Genomic DNA, 24,224 nt, shown 5'->3' with positions numbered 1-24,224 from the left:
TTTGAAATAAGTTTAATTACAATCAATTTTATAGATAATTATTGAAGAGTAGTCTTAACTCATTCAAAAGAGGAGTTCTCTAAAAGGAATTTTTTAAGGTTTGTAAAATTCAATAGTTTTATACGACTATAATACTACTACTCATGTTTACTTGCGATGATGCGAGACCACTTATGCCAAGAAGTAGGAAAAAACATGGGCAGTAGATTTTTTAAAAAAAATGAGCCGCATTTCTGCGGCTCATTTCAATTTAATATAAAATTATATACTACTTATTTTACAACGAAGCGTAACACTTTGTCATAATCATTAAATTTCAAGATATACACACCGAATGAAAGATCGTCAATGTTGATGCTGTTGTTAGTTGCATCTACATATTGTTCTTTTACTCTCTGGCCAAGCATATTGTAGATAGCTACATTGTATTCTTGTGTTAAGTTTGATAATGAAATAGTCTGATCGGCAGGGTTTGGATAAAGTGCCACACCGAAAAATTCATTGTCATTAACTCCTGCAGTAACACAAGGCGCTGGTGCAGTACCTGCGTTATTGTCGTCATAATCACAATCAGCAGAATCAGAAAACTCAGCAGAAAGTTGAATTGCGGTACCATCAGAGGCAAACACAACGCCTACAAACGTATGCGATGTAGTTAAACCTGATGTAGATACTGAAGCCGTTCCGTCTCCCGTTAAATCTAAAGTTCCGGTTGCTGGAGGATTTATGAAAGTTACTGTAACATCTGCTGTAAAGAAATCATCACTACCATCTGTAGGAGTGCCATTATCGTTACAAGGAGAAATGTTAGTTGTTTCTATTTCTGAAATGTCGCAAGCATTTGGATCGCAAACGTAGTTTGGTAATACGTAGCCACGTGCTGTAAACCTGTCTGTGAAAGCATCTATCTCTGCACAGCTATAGTTCATATCTATAGCAGCTTGCCTTACAGCAATAGCAGCGTTTTGTTGATTCGTGTTGCTGTTGGTCATTCCTAGACCTTCCCAAACTGCAGCATCCATTTTTTCTCTTCCAATAATTTCCCAGATTTCAAGTAAAACAGTTGCCCAAATTTGTCCATCTGTATGGATTGATCCGGTAAGTCCACCTGGATACATAGCTCCATAATTAGTTGCGCGGCCACCCCAAAATGGGTTGTGTCCGTCCCAGCCAAATACCCAAAAATATTGTGGGTCTGTAATATCCCAAAAACCTGTACTTCTTTTATAGCTATTTGCCCAGTAGTCACCAGTTCCTTCACTTAAACCATTTACTTGGCTAAGATTTCCGTTGGTTATGAAATCGTGAAGACCATGACCCAATTCGTGAAGTACTACGTCCATATCTTCAGCATCATCAACACCACCTTCGCCAAACTGAAGGCTTCCGGCACTGTAAAAAGAATTATCTGCGCCATTGGCACCGTGTGGATCATAACGAACCACTCCGCCATTGTAAAGCGAAACTAAAGGAATTCCTAAATCATCATTGATGTAACGGAAACTTTTATCAATATGGTGATAGCAGTTTGCAGCTTCAAAACCCTGTTGGTCTCTAGTGAAGCTAAAATCTGAAGTTGTCTGTAAAAATAAACCTGTAGACGGAGAGCCTAATTCTGCTATTTCAGTATATGGTCCTCTTAATCTGTAGTTTGTTCCGTCAAAATCAATATCTAATAAAGTTACTGCGGTTCTTGCAGCATCAAGATCTGCGTTGGTTGCGTCGTTATTATCAGAATAGTTTCCGCCATAATTGCTTCCTGTTTTGGTAAGTGGGTCTGGATCAAAAACCATTGCTGTACCAGTAGCCAAGGTTGTTGGTTTTACTGGATGTTTTGTGTCATCCCCACCATTTCTTTTATGGTAAATCGCAATATCTTGTGTGCTTAAAACAGCACCTGTTACAGCATCTACGATAGTTTCCCAATTCCCCATTCGGAATTCAGACATTGTAGTTACCCTGTAAACCAATTTGCTGTCGCCTAATTTTTTATAGACGTAAAGTTTCACCTCCTTTTGAGAAATATATCCCTCAATACTTAAAGCGGTTTTTGCTGTATTTAAAGCATCTTCTTCTGAAATTGAAGGGGTTGTGCTAATTGTTTCAACAGCACTATCAAAAGTACTTGCGTGATAAGTTACTTGGTTCTTGTTTGAAACGTGAACTGCTACTGAAGAATCAAAAACTTCTACACCGTTTACAGTATGTTGAAAGCGAAATGTTTCACCAGAAGGACCTGCGTGGCTGTTTGTTAAGGCAAAACTTTGGTTCGTTTTGTTGATTGGCATATTGTTATCCAGCCAAGTTTGGGCAACAGTTTCTTTGCTGTTCTGAGCAAAGAAAACCTGCGTAAATAACAATAATAGCGAAATGAATAATAGTCTTTTCATAAAAAATGTCTGTTTAGAAAATGTGAATAGATTCCCAAATGTAATTGTAAAGATTTATATTTCAAAGGGTTTTGAAATAAAGTAATTTCAATTCTATTTAAAATGTACTGCAGAATGCCATAAAAAAAAGGAAACTACATTGCTGCAATTTCCCATTTTTTAGGCGAAGTGATACTATTTTCTATAACATAGAAACCATCAAATTATCTTCTGTTTTTTCAACTTTTGCTACTTTAGATGCTGTCAAACCTTTTATGGCTTTATCCCACTTTTTGTTGCTCAAGCCACTTTGCGCTTTAAGATCTTCCAAGGCAACTGGCGAGGTGGTTTTTAAGACTGCAAATACGGCTTTTTCGTCCTCGCTCATTTCTGGCCTCTTCTTTTCTGGGCGCATTTGAGGAAAGAAAAGTACTTCTTGAATAGAGGGATTGTTAGTCAAAAACATAACTAAACGGTCCATTCCAATACCCATACCGCTAGTAGGCGGCATGCCGTATTCTAAAGCGCGTAAAAAGTCGTAATCTATAAATGCAGTTGCTTCGTCGTCGCCTCTATCTGCTAGTTTTAATTGTGCTTCAAAACGCTCGCGCTGGTCTATTGGGTCGTTCAATTCACTATATGCATTTGCAATTTCCTTACCGCAAACCATCAATTCAAAACGTTCTGTAAGTTCAGGATTGTCGCGGTGTTCTTTACACAACGGGCTCATTTCCTTTGGGTAATCTGTAATAAATGTTGGCTGAATGTAATTGCCTTCACACTTTTCGCCAAAAATTTCATCAATCAATTTTCCTTTCCCCATCGTTTCGTCCACCGGAACTTTCATATCGAGCGCCGCTTTTCGGATTTCATCTTCTGTTTTGCCAGTTATGTCGAAACCGGTGAAGTTCAGGATTGCTTCCGCCATTGTTACTCGTGGGTATGGCGCTTTAAAATCTATTTCGTGTTTTCCGAAAGTCGCTTTGGAAGTACCATTTACTTCAATTGCACAGAATTCCAGCAATTGTTCGCAGAAATCCATCATCCAATTATAGTCTTTATAGGAAACGTAAATTTCCATAGCGGTAAATTCTGGGTTGTGGGTGCGGTCCATCCCTTCGTTTCGGAAGTTTTTGGAAAATTCATACACACCGTCAAAACCACCGACGATTAATCTTTTTAGATACAATTCATTTGCAATTCGCATATAAAGCGGAATGTCTAACGAGTTGTGGTGAGTGGTGAAAGGTCGCGCTGCTGCTCCACCCGGAATAGGTTGCAAAACAGGGGTTTCTACTTCAAAATAACCGCGATCGTTAAAAAAGCTTCGCATGGCATTAAAAAGCTTTGTGCGCTTTACAAAAATTTCTTTTACGTGTGGGTTTACCACCAAATCTGCGTAGCGCTGGCGATACCGTTGTTCGGGGTCTGTAAAAGCATCGTGTACTTTTCCATCTGCGTCTACACGTGGTTGTGGCAAAGGTTTTAAGGCTTTGCTGAGAAGTGTAAATTTCTTCACCATTACCGTTTTTTCGCCTACTTGCGTGTTGAATAATTCGCCTTCAATTCCTATAAAATCGCCAATATCGAGCAATTTTTTATACACTTCATTATAAAGGGTTTTATCTTCACCCGTACAAATTTCGTCGCGGTTAAAATATACTTGAATGCGGCCGTCAGCATCCTGAAGTTCAGCAAAAGAAGCTTTTCCTTGAATTCGTCGTGACATTAGTCTTCCGGCAATTACTACTTTTTTTCCTTCTTCAAAATTATCCTTTATCTTTTTAGAAGTATCGCTTACGGGATAAAGATCTGCGGGATAGGGATTAATGCCCATATTGCGCAGTTGTTGTAGTTTTTCTCTTCGGATGATTTCCAGTTCGGACAGTTGCATATATTCGGTATAAAAATAAGTTTGCAAAGATAGGGAAATGATGTGCGAAATACGAAGTGTGAAATGCGAAATACGAAGTTTTGAATAAAGGGAGGCAAGCGGAAAGAAAAAAGAGAAAAGATGTTTTAGCTGCGAAAGAATTACGGATAGGCTATTAACAAATTATTGAAGCGCACAAATAAAGAATATAAATCGTAGCTTTGTTTTCTATGAGTATATGGAGAGTGCTGTTGTCAATTCTTTTTCCGCCATTAGCTGTTATAGACAAAGGCTGCGGATCGGTTATAATTGTTTTTATACTTACCGTTCTTGGGTGGATTCCTGGTGTGATTGCCGCACTTATTATTATAAATAACCCTAATAAATAGACTATGCAATTAAAATTACTCTTTGTTTTTGCTTTGACATTTACTTTGGTGAGTTGCCAATTTTCTGAAACAATGGTTATGAATGCTGATGGCAGCGGACAAATAACTGTTGAAGTTAATTTAAACGAAATGATGGCCTTTGGTGGTGCTGCAATGATGGATTCTGCAGTAGTAAAAATGGACACCATTATTAGTATGAAAGAATTTTTAGAAGAAAAAAGGGATAGTATTTCCACGCTTTCGGCAGTAGAACAACAGAAACTAAAGAAGCTAGAAAATTTTAATTTTCATATAAAAATGAATTCTGAAACTTCTGAAATGATTTATGCTATTTCAACCAATTTCAAAAATGTAGGGGAAGCTAACGATATGCTAAACGGATTGGAGCAAGCTGCAAATTTGATGCCTGGCGACAAAACCGAAGCGATGAAAACAACTAAAGAAGAAGGCTCGCAGGAATTAATTGGCGTGAATTACATCTTTAAAAACGGGGTTTTTAAGCGTGATGCGTATATAAAAGATAAAAAAATGCATCAACAACAAGTAGATAGCATGCAACAGGCTGCAGCTTTTATGGGTGGCTCTAATTATACCTTGAATTATACTTTTCCGAAGAAAATTAAGAAAACGTCGAATGCTGACGCTACCTTTTCCGCAGATAAAAAAACAGTAATTTTACAAAAATCAATTATGGAATATTTCAAAAATCCGGATGTGTTAGATTTGCAAGTAGAATTAGAAAATTAAGATTTTAGCTTTTAGCTGCTGAAATACGGATGCCTTTAGGAAAAACGAATTACTAATTTTTGAATGATATTAACCAATCACAAATTAATATAATATGAAAGCACTATACTTTTTAATTCCACTATTTATGGTCAATGCCTGTAAAACACAGACGGGAACTGTAGTTACATCAGAAAATACAAATATGGCACAACTAGAAAATAATGTTGCAGGTTGCCCAGAAGAAGGAACTTGTACGGTAGTACTGCATAAAAATAAAAGCTTTGTTGTTAAAGAAGATGGCACAGGCGCTGTGTATCCAGAAATGGTGGCTAGCGAAAATATGGTTGTAGAATACACTTACTTAAAGAAGGGGCCAGAGGGTACCGCAGATGGAAATTATTCTGAAACAATACATTTTGAAATACCAGCTGCTACAAATTCCATAAATAAAGAAAATGCTTCATTAAGTGATGTAAAATTACTCTATGGAAAACATTGTTTTTGCAAAGGCGAAGCAGGCTATTACCCAATTACTGATGGAAAGTTAGTAGTTAAAAAATCTGATCAGTCAGTGTCATTCGACCTAAAGTTTAAAGTTGGTAAAACTTCGCAAGTGGTTACGCATATTAAGGAAACGGTGAAGCTTTAGCAAAAAAGTGAGTCAAGAATCACGACCGCTTCGTTATGCGAAAAACGACGGCTGAAACCTAATACCCTTCATAAATTAGAATACAGAAAGAGGCGTTCAAAATTTGAACGCCTCTTTCTGTATAGGTAAATGATTTCTTTCTTATAGCTTTCAAATAAAGCTTAACTACACCTATTCTTCCCTTTTAAGAGCGGGAGAAATAACTATACGCAGCTATTAAACGATATTGAGAGATATTCAATAGAATATCTCAAAGTGAACTGTTTGGTTGAAAATAGCGTAAAAAAAGAAAGAGAAAAGAACAGGATATAAACCCTGTCTTTTCTCTTTACTCAATATGCAATTTTCTGTGAATTAGTTTTTCACAATCTTCTTAGTAGTTACTTTGTTGCCATTTTTCACAACAAGGAAATACATTCCACTTTCAATATAATTGTACTCTAATTGTTTGTTGAAAGTACTTGAAGCAGAAACCCCATCAAAAGTATATTGATTGATCGCTCTTCCTCTTAAATCGTAAAGAGAGATTTCAATTTTATCGTTTGATGCTGGTTTGAAAGTAAGGTTAAATGTTCCATTTGATGGATTCGGGTAAACCGAGAAATTATCAAATGCAAAGTCTTCAACACTAACTACACCATCTACAGTAATAACAGCATTGTTAAGATCGTAAAAAATGTTGTTAGATGAAATAACCATCAATCTACCTGTGGTTGTATTAACGTTTGGTACATTAACCATAGCACTTCCTGTGTTAGGAACGTTTAACGCTACTGAAACTGGGTAAGTCTGACCGTTATCTGTTGAAAACCAAATATCCACGTTAGGGCTATCTACAGGAGCTACGTCAGTTCCGGCTACATCCCACGTAATTGTTTCAGTGTTTCCGATTGTCCAGGTAGTAGCTGTATTTTGTGAAGTAACCACAAATGGGCCTGAAATTCCATCAACTGTTACCGACATATTATCGCTAGCAGTAGCAGATCCACCCGCAACATTGTCGCGAACGGTATATCTGAAATTCATATTTCTTCCAACAGCAGGAACTACTTCCCAAGTACTTTGTGTGTTTCCGGCAAGCACAGTTGCAATTGCTGGCATATATCTATCAGGAGAAGCACTAGGGTCTAAAGTTCTAAAAGCTGGTCCAGTTGTAGATGTATTTGCCGGTGGCATTGGTGCAACTTGTGGGTTCATTTGTTCCCAGCAGTGAGATAATACATTTCCACCATCTGGATCAGATGCAGTACCTTTTAAAATAAAAGGAGTTGACTTTGGAATAGTGTAATTAGCTCCAGCATCTGCTACAGGAGGTAGGTTGTTAGTTGGCGTTTGCACTGCACATTGTCCAGCACCATTTTTAATGTGATTCCATATTTCTTGTATGCTTATAGCTGTAAAATAGTCATCACTGTTGTTTTGTACGTTTGGAGGACAAATTCCTGCATAACCCATAATAGAAGAAGCACTTCCAGGTTCTACAGCAGTAGAACCGTTTCTGTTATTTCCACAAGAGTTGTTAAAAGTATGGTTTGCACCAAATTGGTGACCCATTTCGTGAGCTACATAATCAATAAAGAAAATATCGCCTCTTGGTTGAGTTAAACCAGTAACCCCTCTTGCTTTTTGTCCAGTAACGCATGGTACACGAAGACCAGCAATACCACCACCACCAGTACTAAATACGTGGCCAATATCATAATCAGCATTACCAATAAGAGCGTCGCATGTAGCTTGGTTTTGAGCCAACATAGCACCTCCGTTATTATTAGTGTAAGGATCGGTGTTAGCATCAAGGAAAATAATATCTGTATTGTTTGCAACAATAACCATAGTTAAAGAAGCATCTCTTTCATAAACTCCGTTCACACGTGTCATTGCAACGTTCATTGCAGAAAGTACAGCAGCTTTCTTTACTGCATCTGTTGCTCCTGGATCTATTCCTTGATCGTTAAGGTGAAATTGTGAATATTCCCCAGTAGATGCTAAAGCAAGTCTAAAAGTTCTAAGTATGCCGTCATCTGCATTTCTGTTATTTGCAGGCATATCCATAATTTCAGTCTCTACAGTCAAACATGCGGGGGCGTCAAGATTAGCAGGAACACTATTGATGTTATAAACTATGTAATTATTTCTATCCTGAGTATAAGGATCTATGTAAACAGTAGAATAGTTTACAGATGAAATCATAACATGAACTCCTACGCTAGAAACACTAAAACGAGCAATAGCAGAGCCATCCTCTATACCTTGCGCAACGTATGAACGTATGTTTGGGTGTTGTGCCTGAAGCGCTGGCTCCATTATAGAAGCTTCATAAACTCTGAAACGTTGTATTTCACCGTTATTTGTAGGCAACTCTATAATTACGTTTGACTGCCCACTAAATCTTTGTGGAGCGCTAAGCAATTGGCTTTTTAAAGCTGAAGTATTCAGTGAAAATAGGTTAAAGTCTTGCGGTATAGCATTGCGCAAGGCTTTTTGTCGGTTTTGCAACTCTGTGGGAGAAACTTTTGTCCACAGCGCGCTCTGAGCTTGTAGTCCGAAGCTTAAAAGCAAAAGACATACAATCAGAAATGGTTTTAAAGTACTTTTTTTCATTTGTATTGTAGTTTTTATGAATGTTTAGAACCGTAAATATAATACCCTTTAAGGAATTTAGTAAATATTTAAGATGTTAACTTTAATATATATTGCAAAATATTTCAAAAAAGCACAAAATTTATAGAACTCAATATTTTTAATCAATAGCTTTGTAGCGCCAAATAAAATCGGCATTGTATTGAATAAAAATTTGCAAATAACGGACCTCGGGCTTAGAGATTACAAAGAGATTTGGGAATATCAAGAAGCGCTATTCCAAGGCATTCTACAGATAAAAAGTAACAACAAAAAAGAAGCACTGCTGCAGGAAACGCCCAACTACTTTTTATTTGTTGAGCATCCACACGTATATACACTCGGAAAAAGCGGACATGTTGAAAATTTGCTTATTTCAGAAGAAAAGCTAAAAGATATAAATGCTACTTTTTATAAAATAAACCGAGGTGGCGATATAACCTATCACGGTCCAGGGCAGATAGTGGGCTACCCTATTTTAGATTTGGAAAACTTCTTTACCGACATTCACAAGTATTTGCGATTATTAGAAGAAATGATTATCCTAACCCTCGCTGAATACGGATTAAAAGCAGAACGCAGCAAAGGCGAAACAGGCGTATGGCTAGATGTGGGCACTCCCTTTGCTAGAAAAATTTGCGCAATGGGCGTTCGCGCAAGCCGTTGGGTAACTATGCACGGTTTTGCCTTAAACGTAAATACCAATTTAGGTTATTTTGACAATATGATTCCCTGCGGAATAAAAGACAAAGCTGTTACTTCTTTAAATGTGGAGTTGGGTAAAGTTGAAATTTCTACGGAAGAAGTAAAAGCAAAATTAACAAAGCATTTTCTCGAACTTTTTGAAGCTGAAATAAATGAAAAAACCGAAGCTTAAGCCTCGGTTTTTGAAATTTGAACTTGTATCCTTTTATTCTGAAAACATAGTAAGAACAGTGCTAGAGGTAACCTTCCCTTTTTTATAATCTTCTTGTTTTACCATGCCCACGCCTTCTGCAATCCATTGTTTTGAGTTGCTAGTTTGGGTCATTCCCATCTTGGTACTCATGTCATAAGTTATTACAAAACAATTAAATGTACCGGCAGGGGTAGTTACATTTTCTTGGCCAATAACTTCTCTATTTGTAATTGTAACATCCATATTCATGTTTATACCGCTCATGCTAATTTTCATATTCATTTCGGCATCCGGAAGTTTCTGACCCACAGAAAGATTGTTTGGAATTTCTAAATCAATTCCGCTTATTTCATAATCCATGTTTTTAAATTGCTCCATCATCATTGGGCTAAACATCGAATTGTAGTCTATCGAGATTTTTGAACCGTCGCAGGTAACATTGTATTCAGTTTCGGCTATTAGTTTTCCTTTATCATCTTTTACAGAAGATTGCATAGTTGCAACTTCCCCTTCAGCAGTCTTCGTTTTGCTTAAAACTGTATAAGATACAACTGCTGCTATTTTTCCTTTTTTATCGTAAGATGTTATCTCAGCTTTAGTGCCTTCCTTAAACGGATAGAATTTGCTGCAACTAGATTGTGCGTTTGCCACAGGTAATACTATTGCTACTAGCAATACCGAAATGATTAATGATTTTATCATAATTATTGGTTTTAAGTTATCAAACTATCTTGTCCCAAGGCGATGTTCTAAATACAATGCATCTCTTTGTAAATAAAGAAATTACTTTACAATTTAAATTTACAAAAATTCTTCGAACTAATGTGGAAGTTGTTCTGCTAGTGAATTAATATGCAGGTCGTTATGGATTAATTGATGTTATAAAAAACCACATTATTGGCTTCTCCTTTAACAACCAGACCTGTAGAACTGCCTTCGGCCATTGCTGCTGCAGAGGTTCCGTACACTGGAAAACCGTTTAAAGGGTCTCCATTTTTATCAAAAACATATACCTTTTTCTCTTGGGTTTCGGTAATGGTAACGTATGTTTTTCTATTAATATTGAAAAGCTGAGGTTTAGAATAAAGACCTAAAGGTAGTTCGGCTAATTTTCCGTTAATGCGTAAAAGGTTATCGTCCAGCGTTACTTTTGTACTTCCCAGGATTGTAAACCAATACGTACTGCCTACATCGAGTTTTAGCGATGAAATTTTTCCATCCTGCGAAATGCGCTCTTTAGTATTCTCTTTCGTAATTATCACAAAAGTGTCATCTTCATCTACAATTGGAATTTCAGAGAATTTGAAGTTTTTTGAAACCGTAATCCGCGATTTACCCACGCGACTTAAAATGTTGAGTTTGCCGTTTTCTTCAGCAATAAGTATGTAATCTTTATTGCCCATTCTTAGGTGTACCGGCGATTGTGCAATTGAGCTCTTCGCTTTATTGAAGCCAAAACCTTTAACCGTTTTACCGTTTTTATCGTACATTAAAACTTCTTTGTCTTGTACAATTACAAAGCGATAGTTTCGGTTGTTATCGTAATCAAAAACCGAGAGTGGTTGTGTAATTTTATCTTTAAATTTTATAGGAAATCCGCTCGCATCCTTTCCGTTTCGGTCCAAAATATAGAAAGCATCTTTAGTGGCAAAAGCTATCTTTTTGCTGCCAGAAATTTCAACTTCCTCTACTTTTCCTAAAATAGCCGACTCGAGTTTTTTGGTCCAAAGAATTTTCCCACTTTCCGAAATAAAATAGAGGGTATTACTCATATCCTGCGCCACCACTTTAATACCTCCGTTATTGGTTTCTATTAATTGTGGATTGCCTAATATGCTGCTTTCAAGTTTTATGTTGAATTTTTCCGAAACATTACCCGAAACACTCTTTGCAGAGGCGCCAGCTTCTTTGCAGCTTAGGGTTACGTGCGCAAAATTTCTATCGAAACTAAATTGAAGGACTGCCAGCGGAAATTTATCCAACGAAACATTTTTAATATCCGCTCTACTTTTCGAATTGAAAAAACCAGCGATAGTTTCAGAAAATTCGCCCTGCATTTTAAAAATTAATAGCGAAGACGCAGAGCTTAAACCTTTCGCAGTATTTTCAAAATACGAAGTGTTTTTTAAAGTTGCATTGTTTTGAAACGAACCTATTAATTGTTCGGCAGCGTTTTCAGTTTCGGTAAAAACGAAGAAATTGTCAAGTTGAAAAACGTAGTTTGCCTTTTCAGAATTAATAATTGGCGAAAATGTTTTTTGAAACAATTGCGGCTCACTGAAGCTGCTTATTTCAACTTCGCGAAACATGCTTTTTGAAGTTACAAAACGCGCCAAAGCATCGTTTGTTAAAGAGGCATCAATACTTTTTATAAAAATGGCGGTTTCATTATTAAGCTGAATACTTCCAACTTCACTTACAGATCCGAAAATTCCCGTTGTTTTGTCGGCTACTTTTTCACCTCTAAAAGTGCGTAAATTATTCTGAAAAGTTTCAGCATCGTTAAATGTAAAACTCAAAGCACCCAAAGCATCTGTGGGTACCAAAGCCGAAACATCGTTCTGCTGCGGCACTTGGTCTTTAAAAACGCTAAGTAATTGCGGAATGCTGTCTGTGGCGAGTGTAATTCCCGAAGCGGTAAAAGACTCGGGGGCAATAGCAACGTCCAAAACGCTCCACGAAGTAAAATCTATTTTGGTAGAATCGTTTATAACAATTTTGTTTCCGCGCATTAAAGCCGTTAGACCATTTGCAGAGGGCAGATTAAAGACTTTTTTGAAAGTTGCGTCGCGTTCGGTTTTTCCTTTTAGAATGTTTTGCAAAAGTTGTTGCGAAGACGATAATACAAACACGCTGTCGATAATTGCAGAGTAACTAATCTCTTTGTCAATCGTAATTCTCTGAAATGATTGGTCGTCAAACGTTAGCGTTTCAATGGTTTTATTTTTTATGGAATCTGATTGGAAAAGGTTCTTAGTGTGTTTTGAAATAAAAGTATATGCCGAAACGGAATCATTGATTTCATTAATACACAAAAGACTTTGCGAAGTGGGATGCAAGTTTTTAAGCAGCGACATTCTTTCGGTAAAAAAGGAATAGGGTGCAGTTTTTTCGAATTTGGAAAGCAACGAATTGGCTTTAATATCCGCCTGTAGATTTTCTAGATTTGAAATCTTAAAAACCATTGCAGCATTTTCGGGAACGAAATCCATTAAAGTGCCGGTTTTTTGAGGAGTGTTGTCGCAGCTTCCCAAAACTCCGAAAAGAATAGCAACCAAAAGTAAAAGCGTAACTGTTTTTCCTTGAATTTTTCCCATAAAACAAAAATAGCATGGAATAATGATGGTTCAATGCATTGTAGGAAATGTTTATTGACGGGTTTTCAACAGTCCCCCTCCGCCTTTGGCACCTCCCCCTGAAAAAGGGGGAGGAAAATTCTTGTCTCAAAAGAACAAGATGTTTTTAAGAATTGATTTTTCAGTATATTTATAAAATTAAAGCTGCTTATTATGAATCTGACAGACGATAAAAAATGGATACAAAAGGAGTTGGAATCTGTAACAGATCCAGCCTTTTTAGAAATTATCAAAAACATGTTAGAATACAGAAAGAAAATCTCTGAATCTGAACGCATAAGTATTGAGCAATATAATAAGGAAATTGACGAGGCCGTGGCAGCTATTGAAAGAGGTGAATTTTACACCCAAGCAGAAGTCAAAAAAATTGTGGAAAGTTGGTAAGAGTTGTTTGGCAGAAAAGAGCCCTTGCTCAGTTAAGAAAGATATTTGAATATATCCGTGAGGATTTATTAGAGTCTGCAAGAAAAGTGACAAATAGTATTCTTGACACTGCTGAAAGTCTGGGTGATAATCCTGAAAAATTCCCGCCAGATAAATACAAACTAAATAATGATGGTTCGTTTCGTGCTTTTGAAATATCCAGCTATCGCATTGCCTACCAAACTACTTCAAAAGAAATAAGGATTTTAAGAGTGCGACATATTCGAAGGGAGCCTTTGGAATTTTAAATTCAAAATTTTCAAGAATAATTTTTTCTCCATTTAGGATTTAAGTTTGCCTTCAATTGCCGGGTTTTCTGGGAGTAATCTAAAACTCTTTCGATGAAAAATAGTACTGCCGTGGTTGCGAATGGCTTCGCGGTGCTGTTTAGTGGGGTAGCCTTTATTTTGTTTCCAATTGTACTGCGGAAAATCGTTGTGAAGCGCAGTCATATATTCATCGCGATATGTTTTTGCTAAAATGGAAGCTGCGGCAATATGCAGAAATTTTCCATCGCCTTTTACAACACATTCAAAAGGTGTTTTTCCGAAAGGTTTAAAACGATTGCCGTCAATGGCAATAAATTGTGGAATGGACGTAAGCCCTTTTATGGCGCGGTGCATTCCTAAAATGGAGGCGTTTAGAATATTTATTTTGTCAATTTCATCCATCATTACGTGGACCACTTTAAAACAAATGGCTTCCCGTTCAATAATCACTTTTAACTCCAAACGTTTTTTTTCTGAAAGCTGTTTGCTATCGGTCAAAAAAGGGTGTTGAAAATTATCGGGAAGAATCACCGCGGCGGCGGTAACAGGGCCAGCCAGACAACCGCGACCTGCTTCGTCTGTACCGCATTCTAGTAAATTGGGATTGATTTTTAGCTGCAACATTTGCCAAAGTTACTAAGTTATTCAGTTATTGAAAGAGGAAGGTTGAAATGTATTCAATAACCTAAAAACTCAATATCCCTTTCAGCTAAAAAAAATATACCTTTGCCCGAAAGTTATATCACGGATGAAAAAGACACTTTTGCTATTCCTATTGTTTTGTGCCTCGACAACTGTGTTTTCGCAAACTACTCCCGCAAAAAAGGATAAGCCGCCAATTGATTACTACAAAATAATTTCGGCAGCCCGCGATACTACTTTTATAGACACTACGCTTTCTATTGCGAAAAAATACAAATTCAATTATTTAAGAAAAGATAATTTTGAATTGCTTCAGTTTTCAAACGTTGGGCAGACATATAATTCGCTTGCGTATTCTTTTGACAAATTGAATCTGAAACCGCTTTTTGTAGCGCAGTCGCATCATTTCAATTATAAAGAAATTGAGGATGTGAATTACTTCAACGTTCCAACACCTTTAACCGAGCTATATTTCAAAACAGCTTATGCACAGGGGCAGCAATTAGATGCGTTTTTTACAGTAAATACTTCGCCTCAATTTAATTTTTCAGTGGGTTATAAGGGCGTTCGTTCTCTTGGGAACTATCAACATATTTTAACGAGCACGGGTAATTTACTTTTCACTTCAAATTATCATACAAAAAGCAAGCGCTACAGTGCCCGCATACACTTAGCTGCGCAGGATATTTTAAATGAAGAAAACGGTGGATTGACGGACAATTCTTTACAGCTTTTTATAAACGATGATCCCGAATTTAGTGATCGTGGAAGACTTGATGTTAACTTTGAAAATGCCGAAAACAAACTGGAAGGGCTTCGTTTTTATGCCGATCATTATTACGAATTACTAAGCACTCGCGACAGTACGGGGTATTCCGTATTAACGATTGGGAATGTTTTGAGTTATGAAGATAAGTTTTTTAGATACAACCAAACTGCACCTTTTTCGGCATATGGGCCATCTTACGAAACTGCGAATTTGTTCACGAAAACAAAACTGGAAGATTTTAATGTAAAAGCATACGCAGATTTTAATAATTCGCTTATCGGAAAAATTACGGCTTGGGCAGGTTACAATGATTTTAATTACGGATATGATTCGGTTTTAATTTTAGATGACGAACGTATTCCCAACAGAATTAAAGGAAATATTATTGAAGCTGGCGCGGCATACGAAAAAGAATATAGAGGCTTTAAACTTAGTGGAATAGGAGCCATAAATGTTGCCGGCGATTTTGATGGAAATTATTTGCAGGGCGCAGCATCGTACGATTTAAACGAAGATTACAATGCAAGAGCATCGCTAACAATACATTCTGTAGCGCCCAATTTTAACTTTCTTTTGTACCAAAGTGATTACCAAAATTACAATTGGAAAAACGAGTTAAACAATATAAAAACTCAGGAATTAAACTTTGAAATTAATACTAAGAAATTCGGGAATGCATCTGTTAGTTATACTGGAATTGACGATTATACGTACTTTGGGATAAAGGAAAACGATAGCACGCCATCGCCAATGCAAGCTTCGGAACGAGTTGATTATTTAAAAATAAAAGCTGCAAAAGAATTTAAGTACGGCAATTTCGGATTGGAAAATACGGTGATGTACCAACAAGTTTTAACTGGCGAAAACGTACTTAATGTTCCGCAACTCATTACACGAAATACCCTTTATTTTGAGAATCACTTATTTAAACGTGCATTGTTTTTGCAGACTGGAGTTACTTTTAAATACTTCACCAAATACAATATGAATGGGTATGATCCTGTACTTGCAGAATTTTATGTGCAGAACGATCAGGAATTGGGTGGTTTTCCGTTGGTAGATATTTTCTTTAATGCGAAAATACGGCAGACACGCATTTTCTTGGTTTATGAAAACTTTACTAATTTATTTAGCAGTGGAACAAACGATCATTTTTCAGCACCAGGTTATCCGTATCGCGACGCCGTGTTGCGCTTTGGTTTAGTTTGGGATTTCTTCCTATAAAAAAACCCGTCGCTTGGACGGGTTTAGAATTTTAATGATTACCCCTCGACTGCGCTCGGGGAGACATTTCAAAGTATTAATCTCTCAAAAGTCCTCTTGAAATAACGATTTTCTGAATTTCTGAAGTACCTTCGTAAATCTGTGTAATTTTCGCATCGCGCATAAAGCGTTCTACGTGATATTCTTTAACGAAACCATTTCCACCGTGAACCTGAACTGCTTCCACAGAAACATCCATTGCTACTTGGCTGGCGTATAATTTTGCCATTGCGCCGCTCATATCGTAATCGTTGCCTTGGTCTTTATCCCAAGCTGCTTTCATTACCAAAAGACGCGCAGCTTCAATGCTAGTGTGCATATCTGCAAGTTTAAAAGCGATAGCTTGATGGTTGCAAATTTCTGTTCCAAAAGCTTTGCGAACTTTAGAATATTCTCGTGCAAGATCGTATGCTCCACCGGCAATTCCCAAAGCTTGGGCAGCTATACCAATTCGGCCACCAGCAAGGGTTTTCATTGCGAATTTAAAACCGAATCCGTCTTCGCCAATGCGGTTTTCCTTTGGTACTTTTACGTCGTTGAATATTAAAGAATGCGTATCGCTTCCGCGGATACCCAATTTGTCTTCTTTTGGTCCAATTTCAAATCCTTCCCAGCCTTTTTCAACAATAAAAGCGTTGATTCCTTTGTGTTTTTTTTCTCTATCGGTTTGTGCAATTACTAAATAATAATCTGCAGTTCCACCGTTTGTAATCCAGTTTTTGGTGCCGTTCAGAATGTAATGGTCACCTTTATCTATAGCGGTAGTTTTTTGCGAAGTTGCATCACTACCAGCTTCTGGTTCGCTCAAGCAAAATGCGCCTAATTTCTCGCCAGTTGTAAGTTTTGTTAGGTATTTCTGTTTTTGATCTTCAGAGCCATATTTTTCAAGTCCGAAGCAAACTAATGAATTGTTTACAGAAACGATTACTGAACACGAAGCATCAACTTTGCTGAGCTCTTCCATTACCAAAACGTAACTAGTAGTGTCCATTCCGCCTCCGCCGTATTTTGGATCGACCATCATTCCTAGAAATCCGAGTTCGCCCATTTTCTTAACTTGTTCGGTAGGAAATTTTTGAAGGTTATCGCGTTCTATAACCCCCGGAAGTAATTCGGTGCGGGCAAAATCGCGTGCGGCGTCGCGAATCATTAATTGTTCTTCAGAAAGACTGAAATCCATAAGCTTGAGTTTTGAAAAAATTCGTTTTAGAGAATTGCAAAGGTACTTTAAAATTAAAGCAAAACCCAAATTCCAAATAACAAAGAAGGACCAAACCCCATCCCGATAGTTATCGGGGCCAAAAGGGATGAGAAGGTTTGAAATTTGATGCTGTCATTTTCTTGAAATTTATTTGGAATTTGTTGCGTGTATTTTGGAATTTTTTAAATCTTCTGTGTTATCTTTAAAATAATAACATTTCGAAAATTGGAAAATAACAGTTACCATATTATTGGCGTAATGAGCGGCACTTCGCTAGACGGAATTGATTTGGCAGAAATTATATTTAGCTTATCTGAAAAAAAATGGAATTTCGAAATCCTCGCAGCGGAAACAGTTCCATATTCTACCTTTTGGAAGGACGAATTGCGAGACGCTATCAATAATTCTGAAGAGCAACTAGAGCGACTCGATTTTAAATACACCGAAAAGCTTTCCGAAGAAATTTCTAAATTCATTAAAAAACACAATATTCAAGAAATTGATGCGGTTTGTAGCCACGGGCACACAATTTTACATCAGCCAGAGAGAGGATTTACGTACCAAATTGGCAATTTGCCACGTATTTCAAAAACTCTCGGACAAACGGTGGTTTGCGATTTTCGGGTACAGGATGTTGCCCTCGGCGGACAGGGTGCGCCTTTAGTTCCAATTGGCGATAAATTACTTTTTCCGGAATACGATTATTGCTTGAATTTGGGCGGTTTCGCGAATTGTTCTTTTGAAAAAAATAGAGAAAGAATCGCTTTTGATATTTGTCCTGTGAACATTGTTTTAAACAAGTACGCCGAAAAACTTGGGTTTGATTTTGATGAAAGCGGAAAAATTGCGGCTTCGGGAAAAGTAGATGAAAAGCTACTTCAAAAATTAAATTCGATTTCTTTTTACAATGAAAAACCACCGAAATCTTTGGGATTGGAGTGGGTTAAAGAACAGATATTTCCACTTTTGGATGACTTCAAAATTACTTCCGAAGACATATTGCGCACATTTACGGAGCATATTGCGATGCAACTTGCTAAACAATTTCCATCGAATGCTTCAGTATTTATAACTGGCGGAGGCGTGTATAATTCTTTTTTAATTGAAAGGTTAAAAAACCTCGCAGAGATTAAAGTAATTATTCCTTCCTCAGAAATTGTAGAATATAAAGAAGCGTTGATTTTTGGACTTTTAGGCGTTCTTAAACTTCGAGATGAGGTTAATTGTTTGGCGAGTGTTACTGGGGCTTCAAAGGATCATTCAAGTGGAAAAGTTTACAACTAATATTATTAATAGTAACTTTCGGGCTTTATTTATAATAGATTGATTTATGAAAATTTTTTGGTTTCTGCTTTTTATTACATTTCAATTATTTTCACAAAATGGGCCTGATAAGCCAGATACGGACCTTATTATCTGGGAGCTCGATAAAAAATTAGAATGGAAAGACTTTTCTGGGGAAATCGATCCAAATTTATTCGGAAATGCACTAACAACTTACACGATTGAAATCGTGCCAGAAAATGTCATGGTGGATGAAGAGGATAATATTCGAGGATATGAAAACTTGACGGTAGTAGCAAAATTTTATAGAGATAAATCTTGGTCGGTAACACATACCGATAATTTGCTTGAACACGAGCAGTTACACTTTGATATAGCCGAGCTTTACGCCCGAAAAATTCGAAAAAAGTTTGCTGAATTAATAAATTTAGAAGAAAAGAAATTTGATACTTACGCTAATGCCTACGAAGTCTTATGGCAAGAGTGCAGACAATATCAAAAAAAATACGACTTTGAAACCAAAAATGGAATACTCGAGGACACGAATAGAATTTGGATAAACAAAATTAAACAGGAAATCGAGGTGCTTGAGGATTATAGGTGGAATTAATAATTCAAAAAATGAAATATTAGCCGAATGATTTTTGAGCTTGTAAATTTTAGAGAAAATAAATCTAAACCCCTCACAAGTTTTTTATATTTGTCGTCACTATCCGAAGTCTTGACCACGGACAGCAATCATAACCCGAAGCTTTGGCAATGGGTATTCTAAAAGACTCCATAATTAATGAAGGAATTACTTAAAAAGTACGAAGAAAAAGAACCCGAAATAGTTTTTCATTGGAACGATCCCGAAACCGAAGCCGAAGGCTGGACGGTTATCAACTCGTTACGCGGCGGTGCTGCTGGCGGTGGAACCCGTATGCGAAAAGGACTTGACATGAATGAAGTGCTTTCCCTAGCAAAAACAATGGAGGTGAAGTTTTCAGTTTCTGGCCCTGCTATTGGTGGTGCAAAATCTGGAATCAATTTCGATCCTTCCGATCCTCGTAAAAAAGGAGTTTTGGAACGATGGTTTAAAGCTGTGGCCCCTTTGTTAAAAGGATATTACGGCACGGGTGGCGACTTAAACGTAGATGAAATACACGAAGTAATTCCGTTTACCGAACAATGTGGAATTTGGCATCCGCAGGAAGGTGTTTTTAATGGTCACTTTGTTCCAACCGAAGCAGATAAAATAAACCGAATTGGCCAATTGCGTCACGGCGTTATAAAAGCATTAGAAAGTCCGCAATACTCACCAGACATTACTAGAAGGTATAAAGTAGCAGATATGGTAACTGGCTTTGGCGTTGCAGAAGCTGTTAAGCATTATTACGATATTTATGGCGGTACTGTAAAAGGAAAGCGTGCAATAGTTCAAGGTTTTGGAAACGTTGGCTCTGCAGCAGCTTATTACTTATCGCAAATGGGAGCCAAGATTGTTGGTATAATTGACCGCGATGGTGGCGTTATCAACAAAGACGGTTTTTCTTTTGAAGAAATAAAACAATTTTTCCTTACAAAGGATGGAAATACGCTTGTTGCGGATAACATGATTCCTTTTGAAGAGATAAATGATAAAATATGGAAACTCGAGGCAGAGATTTTTGCACCCTGTGCCGCCTCGCGCTTAATTACAAAGGATCAGATCTCCGAAATGATTAAATCTGGATTAGAGGTTATAAGCAGTGGTGCGAATGTGCCATTTGCAGATAAAGAAATTTTCTTCGGACCTATCATGGAATACACCGATGAACGTGTAAGCCTGATTCCAGATTTTATAAGTAACTGCGGAATGGCGCGTGTTTTTGCATATTTTATGGAACGCAAAGTACAAATGACGGACGAGGCTATTTTTAACGATACCTCTATTACCATTAAAAACGCAATTCAAAATACTTACGATAATAACAGTTCTAAAACGAACATCAGCAAAACTGCTTTTGAAATAGCATTGAAACAATTGTTATAATTTTCAATATTAAGCAAACACTATGGAATCAATCATTATTTTAATTTTCGTAATTGGATACCTTTCCATTACACTGGAACATCCATTAAAACTGGATAAAACTGTACCTGCGCTTATTATGGCAGCACTTATATGGGCTGTTTTGGCTATAGGTTTTGTCAGCGGATGGTTTGATGTAATTAATACTGAAGAACAAGCATTCAGTTTTCTTACTGGAGGCGAGCTTGCCATGGAAGGCTTTGAAGGTACGCTGCTTCACCATTTAGGGAAAACAGCAGAGATACTCATTTTCCTTATTGGAGCAATGACGATAGTGGAGATTATAGATCTTCACCGTGGTTTTGAAGTATTAAAAAGCGCTGTTAAAACAAAAAGCAAGCGAAAATTATTATGGATTATAGGGATACTTGCATTTTTCCTTTCAGCAATAATAGATAACCTTACCGCTACCATTGTGCTAATTACGCTTTTGAGAAAATTGATTCACAGAAGAGAAGACAGGATTTGGTACGCATCTATGGTAGTAATTGCTGCAAACGCTGGTGGGGCTTGGTCTCCAATTGGCGATGTAACAACAACTATGTTATGGATTGCTAAGAAAGTATCTGCTGGTGGTTTGATGGAATTTGTTGTATTGCCATCTATTGTATGTTTTGTAATACCGTTCATAATTGCCAGCTATTTGCCAGCTTTCCGAGGAAATATAGCGATGGATGATAGTGAAGATAAAGAAGGAGAAGCTTTATTAAGCAGTAAAACAATGCTTTTCCTAGGTTTAGGAATGATTGTTTCCGTACCAATATTTAAAACCTTGACGCATTTGCCTCCGTATATGGGAATGATGCTTGCTTTGGGTGTGGTATGGCTTGTTTCTGAATATATCCATCCCGAAGAAGATTTCAGCAAAGAAAGAAGGCATTTATATTCTGCACACAAGGCGTTATCGCGAATTGAAATTTCGAGTATTCTATTTTTCTTAGGTATTTTAATGGCTGTTGCAGGACTCGAAAGTCTTGTTTATGGCGTTGTAAATGGTGAAGAAGTAGGAACTTTAAGATATTTAGCTGAAGTATTACAAAGCGCAATCCCCAATCAAGATGTGGTGGTAATATTGCTTGGTATATTTTCTGCTATTATAGACAACGTGCCACTAGTAGCTGCGTCTATAGGAATGTATGATATGCCAATAGACTCTGTGCTGTGGCACTTTATAGCGTATTCTGCCGGAACGGGTGGAAGTATGCTTATCATCGGCTCTGCCGCTGGTGTTGCTGCAATGGGAATGGAGCGAATAGACTTTATCTGGTACTTAAAGAAGATTGCATGGCTTGCCTTTGTAGGCTTTATTGCCGGAGCAGGTGTCTTCCTTTTATTCGAAAGAGTGTTATTTCACCACACCTAACAATTTCTGAAACCTAATACCGTTATTCACTAAAACAAAACCTTTTTTATGCTAAATTTCTTTATTCAAGAAGGTGCAGAAGTCGCACAAAATCTTGAACCAGTTTCTGAAGAAAAAACCTTATCCATAATGGATCTCCTTCTAAATGGAGGTATGGCAGGACAGATAATAATATTTGTGCTTTTCATACTTTTATTTGTTGCGGTTTACATTTATTTTGAACGTCTATTCGCCATAAAAGCGGCTTCCAAAATGGATAGCAATTTTATGAACCAAATTCGCGATCACGTAGCCAAAGGAAATATACAAGCTGCAAAAGTACTTTGCGCACAGAATAACACGCCGGTTTCACATTTAACTGAAAAAGGAATTTCACGAATTGGAAGTCCTTTGGAAGACATCAATACCGCAATTGAAAACGCAGGTCGTCTTGAAGTTTATAAACTAGAGAAAAATGTAAGTGTGCTAGCAACAATTGCCGGAGCTGCGCCTATGATTGGTTTCTTAGGAACAGTAATCGGGATGGTTTTGGCATTTCATCAATTGGCGACCAGCAGTGGTCAAGCCGAAATGGGAAGCCTTGCAGAAGGTATCTACACAGCGATGACAACCACGGTTGCTGGATTGATAGTTGGTATTATTGCATATATGGGCTACAACCATTTGGTTGTAAAAACAGATAAAGTGGTGCATCAAATGGAAGCCACAGCAGTAGATTTTCTAGACATGTTAAACGAGCCGACTTAATGAACTTAAGAGGAAGAAATAAAGTAAGTGCCGAATTTAGCATGAGTTCCATGACAGATATAGTATTTCTGTTGTTGGTATTTTTCCTGCTAACTTCGCCTGCCATAACCCCAGACGCTTTGGATTTAATACTTCCAAAGGCAAAAGGGAAGACTTCAAATGTGCAAAAAGCTTCCGTTAGTATAACTAAAGATGGAGCTTATTACGTAGACAAAGAGCGCGTAAGCGAATACAGCATTGAAAGCGAACTTAAAAAGGTGCTTGCTGGCCAAGATGAACCTACAATTATTCTTCGCGCTGAAGAAGGTGTACCAATTGAAGATGCTGTTTTTGTGATGGATATTGCAAACCGAAATAGCTTCAAAGTCGTTCTCGCCGTCAGACCTAACTAAAGTAAGCAAATTTAGAAGCAGTATGCAGTTGCTTTTGTTCACAATGGCACTGAAATTGTAAATGCCTTTAATCACTATAATAAAACTTCAGCCTTGAAAATTCTAGATACAGAATATAAACGAAAAAGTATGACTATCACGGTAATCGTGCATGTTATCATTCTTATTCTGTTGTTTTATGTAGGGATGAAATATATGGATCCGCCATTGGAGCAGGGCATAGCGATTAATTTTGGGACTACTGAAACGGGTAGTGGTGAAATTCAGCCAACAGAAAAAATTCAATCTGCACCTCAAAAAACAACATCAGAACCTATTGCACAACCTAAAACCGATATAAAGGAAGATGTTGTTACGCAAGAAAATGTAGATGCTCCCGTAATTAAAAAAGAGCAACCTAAAAAGGAACAAACGGTAACTCCAGTAAAAGAGCAGCCCAAAAAAGAAGTAAAAAAGCCAGATCCAAAACCCGATAAATCTACAACAGATGCACTTTCAAGTATTTTGAACGGGCCAAAAAGTGATGGCACGGCAAAAGGTGGCGAAGGAGATGATAAAAGTCCTGGCGACAAAGGAAGCCCCGATGGCGACCCAAATGCGAGTGCCTATTACGGAACAGGTAAAGGTTTGGACGGAGATGGCAATTATTTGTTGGGCGGAAGAAAAGCTCTTAACAAAGAAAAATTTGTGCAAGACTGTAACGAAGCGGGAACAGTGGTTGTGAGCATTGAAGTAGATAGAAACGGAAGAGTAATAAGCGCAACTCCTGGAGTACGCGGAACTACAAATAATACGCGATGTCTTTTAGAGCCTGCCAAAAGAGCTGCATTAGCAACAAAATTCAATGCTGATGATAAGGCGCCTGCAAAGCAGATTGGCAAAATTATCTATAGATTCAGTCTTTCTCAATAGCCTTTTTCTCTTTTAAAAATACCT

21 protein-coding genes are annotated in these 24,224 nt (G+C 37.4%); 14 read left to right on the top strand and 7 right to left on the bottom strand.

Features of this window, described 5'->3' with window-relative positions:
• Positions 1-272 precede the first annotated feature (272 nt).
• Positions 273-2,390 (bottom strand): T9SS type A sorting domain-containing protein, encoded by a 2,118-nt coding sequence (locus AC3RVF_RS11615; protein ID WP_489692164.1) that lies wholly within the window; start codon positions 2,388-2,390, stop codon positions 273-275.
• A gap of 181 nt (positions 2,391-2,571) precedes the next feature.
• The gene (lysS, locus tag AC3RVF_RS11610) at positions 2,572-4,263 is read right to left on the bottom strand and encodes a lysine--tRNA ligase (protein ID WP_489692163.1); all 1,692 of its coding nucleotides are present in this window, start codon (positions 4,261-4,263) and stop codon (positions 2,572-2,574) included.
• A 209-nt stretch (positions 4,264-4,472) separates the two neighbouring features.
• Between lysS and AC3RVF_RS11605 the strand changes: the two genes are divergently transcribed.
• The 3 genes from AC3RVF_RS11605 (at position 4,473) to AC3RVF_RS11595 (ending at position 6,009) form a co-directional block, all read left to right on the top strand.
• Positions 4,473-4,631: a YqaE/Pmp3 family membrane protein gene (locus AC3RVF_RS11605; RefSeq protein ID WP_489692162.1), complete on the top strand. Its 159-nt coding sequence runs from the start codon at positions 4,473-4,475 to the stop codon at positions 4,629-4,631.
• A 3-nt stretch (positions 4,632-4,634) separates the two neighbouring features.
• Positions 4,635-5,378, top strand: a complete 744-nt coding sequence (locus tag AC3RVF_RS11600) for a hypothetical protein (protein ID WP_489693432.1) — start codon at positions 4,635-4,637, stop codon at positions 5,376-5,378.
• A 94-nt stretch (positions 5,379-5,472) separates the two neighbouring features.
• Positions 5,473-6,009 (top strand): hypothetical protein, encoded by a 537-nt coding sequence (locus AC3RVF_RS11595; protein WP_489693431.1) that lies wholly within the window; start codon positions 5,473-5,475, stop codon positions 6,007-6,009.
• A gap of 354 nt (positions 6,010-6,363) precedes the next feature.
• Here AC3RVF_RS11595 and AC3RVF_RS11590 read toward each other — a convergent pair whose 3' ends face one another.
• On the bottom strand, positions 6,364-8,610 hold the full coding sequence (locus AC3RVF_RS11590) for a zinc-dependent metalloprotease (protein ID WP_489692159.1): 2,247 nt from the start codon (positions 8,608-8,610) through the stop codon (positions 6,364-6,366).
• Positions 8,611-8,791: 181 nt separating this feature from the next.
• On the opposite strand from AC3RVF_RS11590, the gene lipB reads away from it, so the two are divergent.
• On the top strand, positions 8,792-9,505 hold the full coding sequence (lipB, locus tag AC3RVF_RS11585; RefSeq protein WP_489692158.1) for a lipoyl(octanoyl) transferase LipB: 714 nt from the start codon (positions 8,792-8,794) through the stop codon (positions 9,503-9,505).
• A gap of 33 nt (positions 9,506-9,538) precedes the next feature.
• Here lipB and AC3RVF_RS11580 read toward each other — a convergent pair whose 3' ends face one another.
• Together AC3RVF_RS11580 and AC3RVF_RS11575 are read right to left on the bottom strand one after the other, a co-directional pair.
• On the bottom strand, positions 9,539-10,228 hold the full coding sequence (locus AC3RVF_RS11580) for a TapB family protein (protein WP_489693430.1): 690 nt from the start codon (positions 10,226-10,228) through the stop codon (positions 9,539-9,541).
• 167 nt (positions 10,229-10,395) lie between these two features.
• On the bottom strand, positions 10,396-12,843 hold the full coding sequence (locus AC3RVF_RS11575) for a hypothetical protein (protein WP_489693429.1): 2,448 nt from the start codon (positions 12,841-12,843) through the stop codon (positions 10,396-10,398).
• 192 nt (positions 12,844-13,035) lie between these two features.
• Here AC3RVF_RS11575 and AC3RVF_RS11570 point away from each other — a divergent pair, with 192 nt between their 5' ends.
• Positions 13,036-13,266 carry a hypothetical protein gene (locus AC3RVF_RS11570; RefSeq protein WP_489692155.1) on the top strand — a complete coding sequence of 77 codons (231 nt, stop codon included), beginning with the start codon at positions 13,036-13,038 and terminating at the stop codon, positions 13,264-13,266.
• The gene (locus AC3RVF_RS11565; RefSeq protein WP_489693428.1) at positions 13,260-13,553 is read left to right on the top strand and encodes a type II toxin-antitoxin system RelE/ParE family toxin; all 294 of its coding nucleotides are present in this window, start codon (positions 13,260-13,262) and stop codon (positions 13,551-13,553) included. Before AC3RVF_RS11570 ends, AC3RVF_RS11565 begins: the two co-directional genes overlap by 7 nt.
• A 33-nt stretch (positions 13,554-13,586) precedes the next feature.
• Here the strand turns inward: AC3RVF_RS11565 and rnhB are convergent, their stop codons facing one another.
• Positions 13,587-14,198 carry a ribonuclease HII gene (rnhB, locus tag AC3RVF_RS11560; protein WP_489692153.1) on the bottom strand — a complete coding sequence of 204 codons (612 nt, stop codon included), beginning with the start codon at positions 14,196-14,198 and terminating at the stop codon, positions 13,587-13,589.
• Positions 14,199-14,322: 124 nt separating this feature from the next.
• Here rnhB and AC3RVF_RS11555 point away from each other — a divergent pair, with 124 nt between their 5' ends.
• Positions 14,323-16,209, top strand: a complete 1,887-nt coding sequence (locus tag AC3RVF_RS11555) for a putative porin (RefSeq protein WP_489693427.1) — start codon at positions 14,323-14,325, stop codon at positions 16,207-16,209.
• A 76-nt stretch (positions 16,210-16,285) separates the two neighbouring features.
• Here AC3RVF_RS11555 and AC3RVF_RS11550 read toward each other — a convergent pair whose 3' ends face one another.
• Positions 16,286-17,428: an acyl-CoA dehydrogenase gene (locus tag AC3RVF_RS11550; RefSeq protein ID WP_489692151.1), complete on the bottom strand. Its 1,143-nt coding sequence runs from the start codon at positions 17,426-17,428 to the stop codon at positions 16,286-16,288.
• 246 nt (positions 17,429-17,674) lie between these two features.
• On the opposite strand from AC3RVF_RS11550, the gene AC3RVF_RS11545 reads away from it, so the two are divergent.
• From AC3RVF_RS11545 to AC3RVF_RS11515, 7 genes are all read left to right on the top strand, one after another.
• Positions 17,675-18,733 carry an anhydro-N-acetylmuramic acid kinase gene (locus AC3RVF_RS11545; protein ID WP_489693426.1) on the top strand — a complete coding sequence of 353 codons (1,059 nt, stop codon included), beginning with the start codon at positions 17,675-17,677 and terminating at the stop codon, positions 18,731-18,733.
• A 46-nt stretch (positions 18,734-18,779) separates the two neighbouring features.
• Entirely contained in the window at positions 18,780-19,343 is a 564-nt protein-coding gene (locus tag AC3RVF_RS11540) for a DUF922 domain-containing protein (RefSeq protein ID WP_489693425.1), read from the top strand.
• A 177-nt stretch (positions 19,344-19,520) separates the two neighbouring features.
• Positions 19,521-20,747 (top strand): Glu/Leu/Phe/Val dehydrogenase dimerization domain-containing protein, encoded by a 1,227-nt coding sequence (locus tag AC3RVF_RS11535; protein ID WP_489693424.1) that lies wholly within the window; start codon positions 19,521-19,523, stop codon positions 20,745-20,747.
• A 22-nt stretch (positions 20,748-20,769) separates the two neighbouring features.
• On the top strand, positions 20,770-22,149 hold the full coding sequence (gene nhaD, locus AC3RVF_RS11530; protein WP_489692147.1) for a sodium:proton antiporter NhaD: 1,380 nt from the start codon (positions 20,770-20,772) through the stop codon (positions 22,147-22,149).
• Positions 22,150-22,197: 48 nt separating this feature from the next.
• Positions 22,198-22,896, top strand: a complete 699-nt coding sequence (locus AC3RVF_RS11525; protein ID WP_489692146.1) for a MotA/TolQ/ExbB proton channel family protein — start codon at positions 22,198-22,200, stop codon at positions 22,894-22,896.
• Positions 22,896-23,288 carry an ExbD/TolR family protein gene (locus AC3RVF_RS11520; RefSeq protein ID WP_489692145.1) on the top strand — a complete coding sequence of 131 codons (393 nt, stop codon included), beginning with the start codon at positions 22,896-22,898 and terminating at the stop codon, positions 23,286-23,288. Before AC3RVF_RS11525 ends, AC3RVF_RS11520 begins: the two co-directional genes overlap by 1 nt.
• A gap of 93 nt (positions 23,289-23,381) precedes the next feature.
• Positions 23,382-24,200 carry an energy transducer TonB gene (locus AC3RVF_RS11515; protein WP_489692144.1) on the top strand — a complete coding sequence of 273 codons (819 nt, stop codon included), beginning with the start codon at positions 23,382-23,384 and terminating at the stop codon, positions 24,198-24,200.
• Positions 24,201-24,224 lie beyond the last annotated feature (24 nt).

This window comes from Aequorivita sp. IT1183, assembly GCF_058068265.1.
This window is presented reverse-complemented; position numbering and strand designations above follow the sequence as displayed.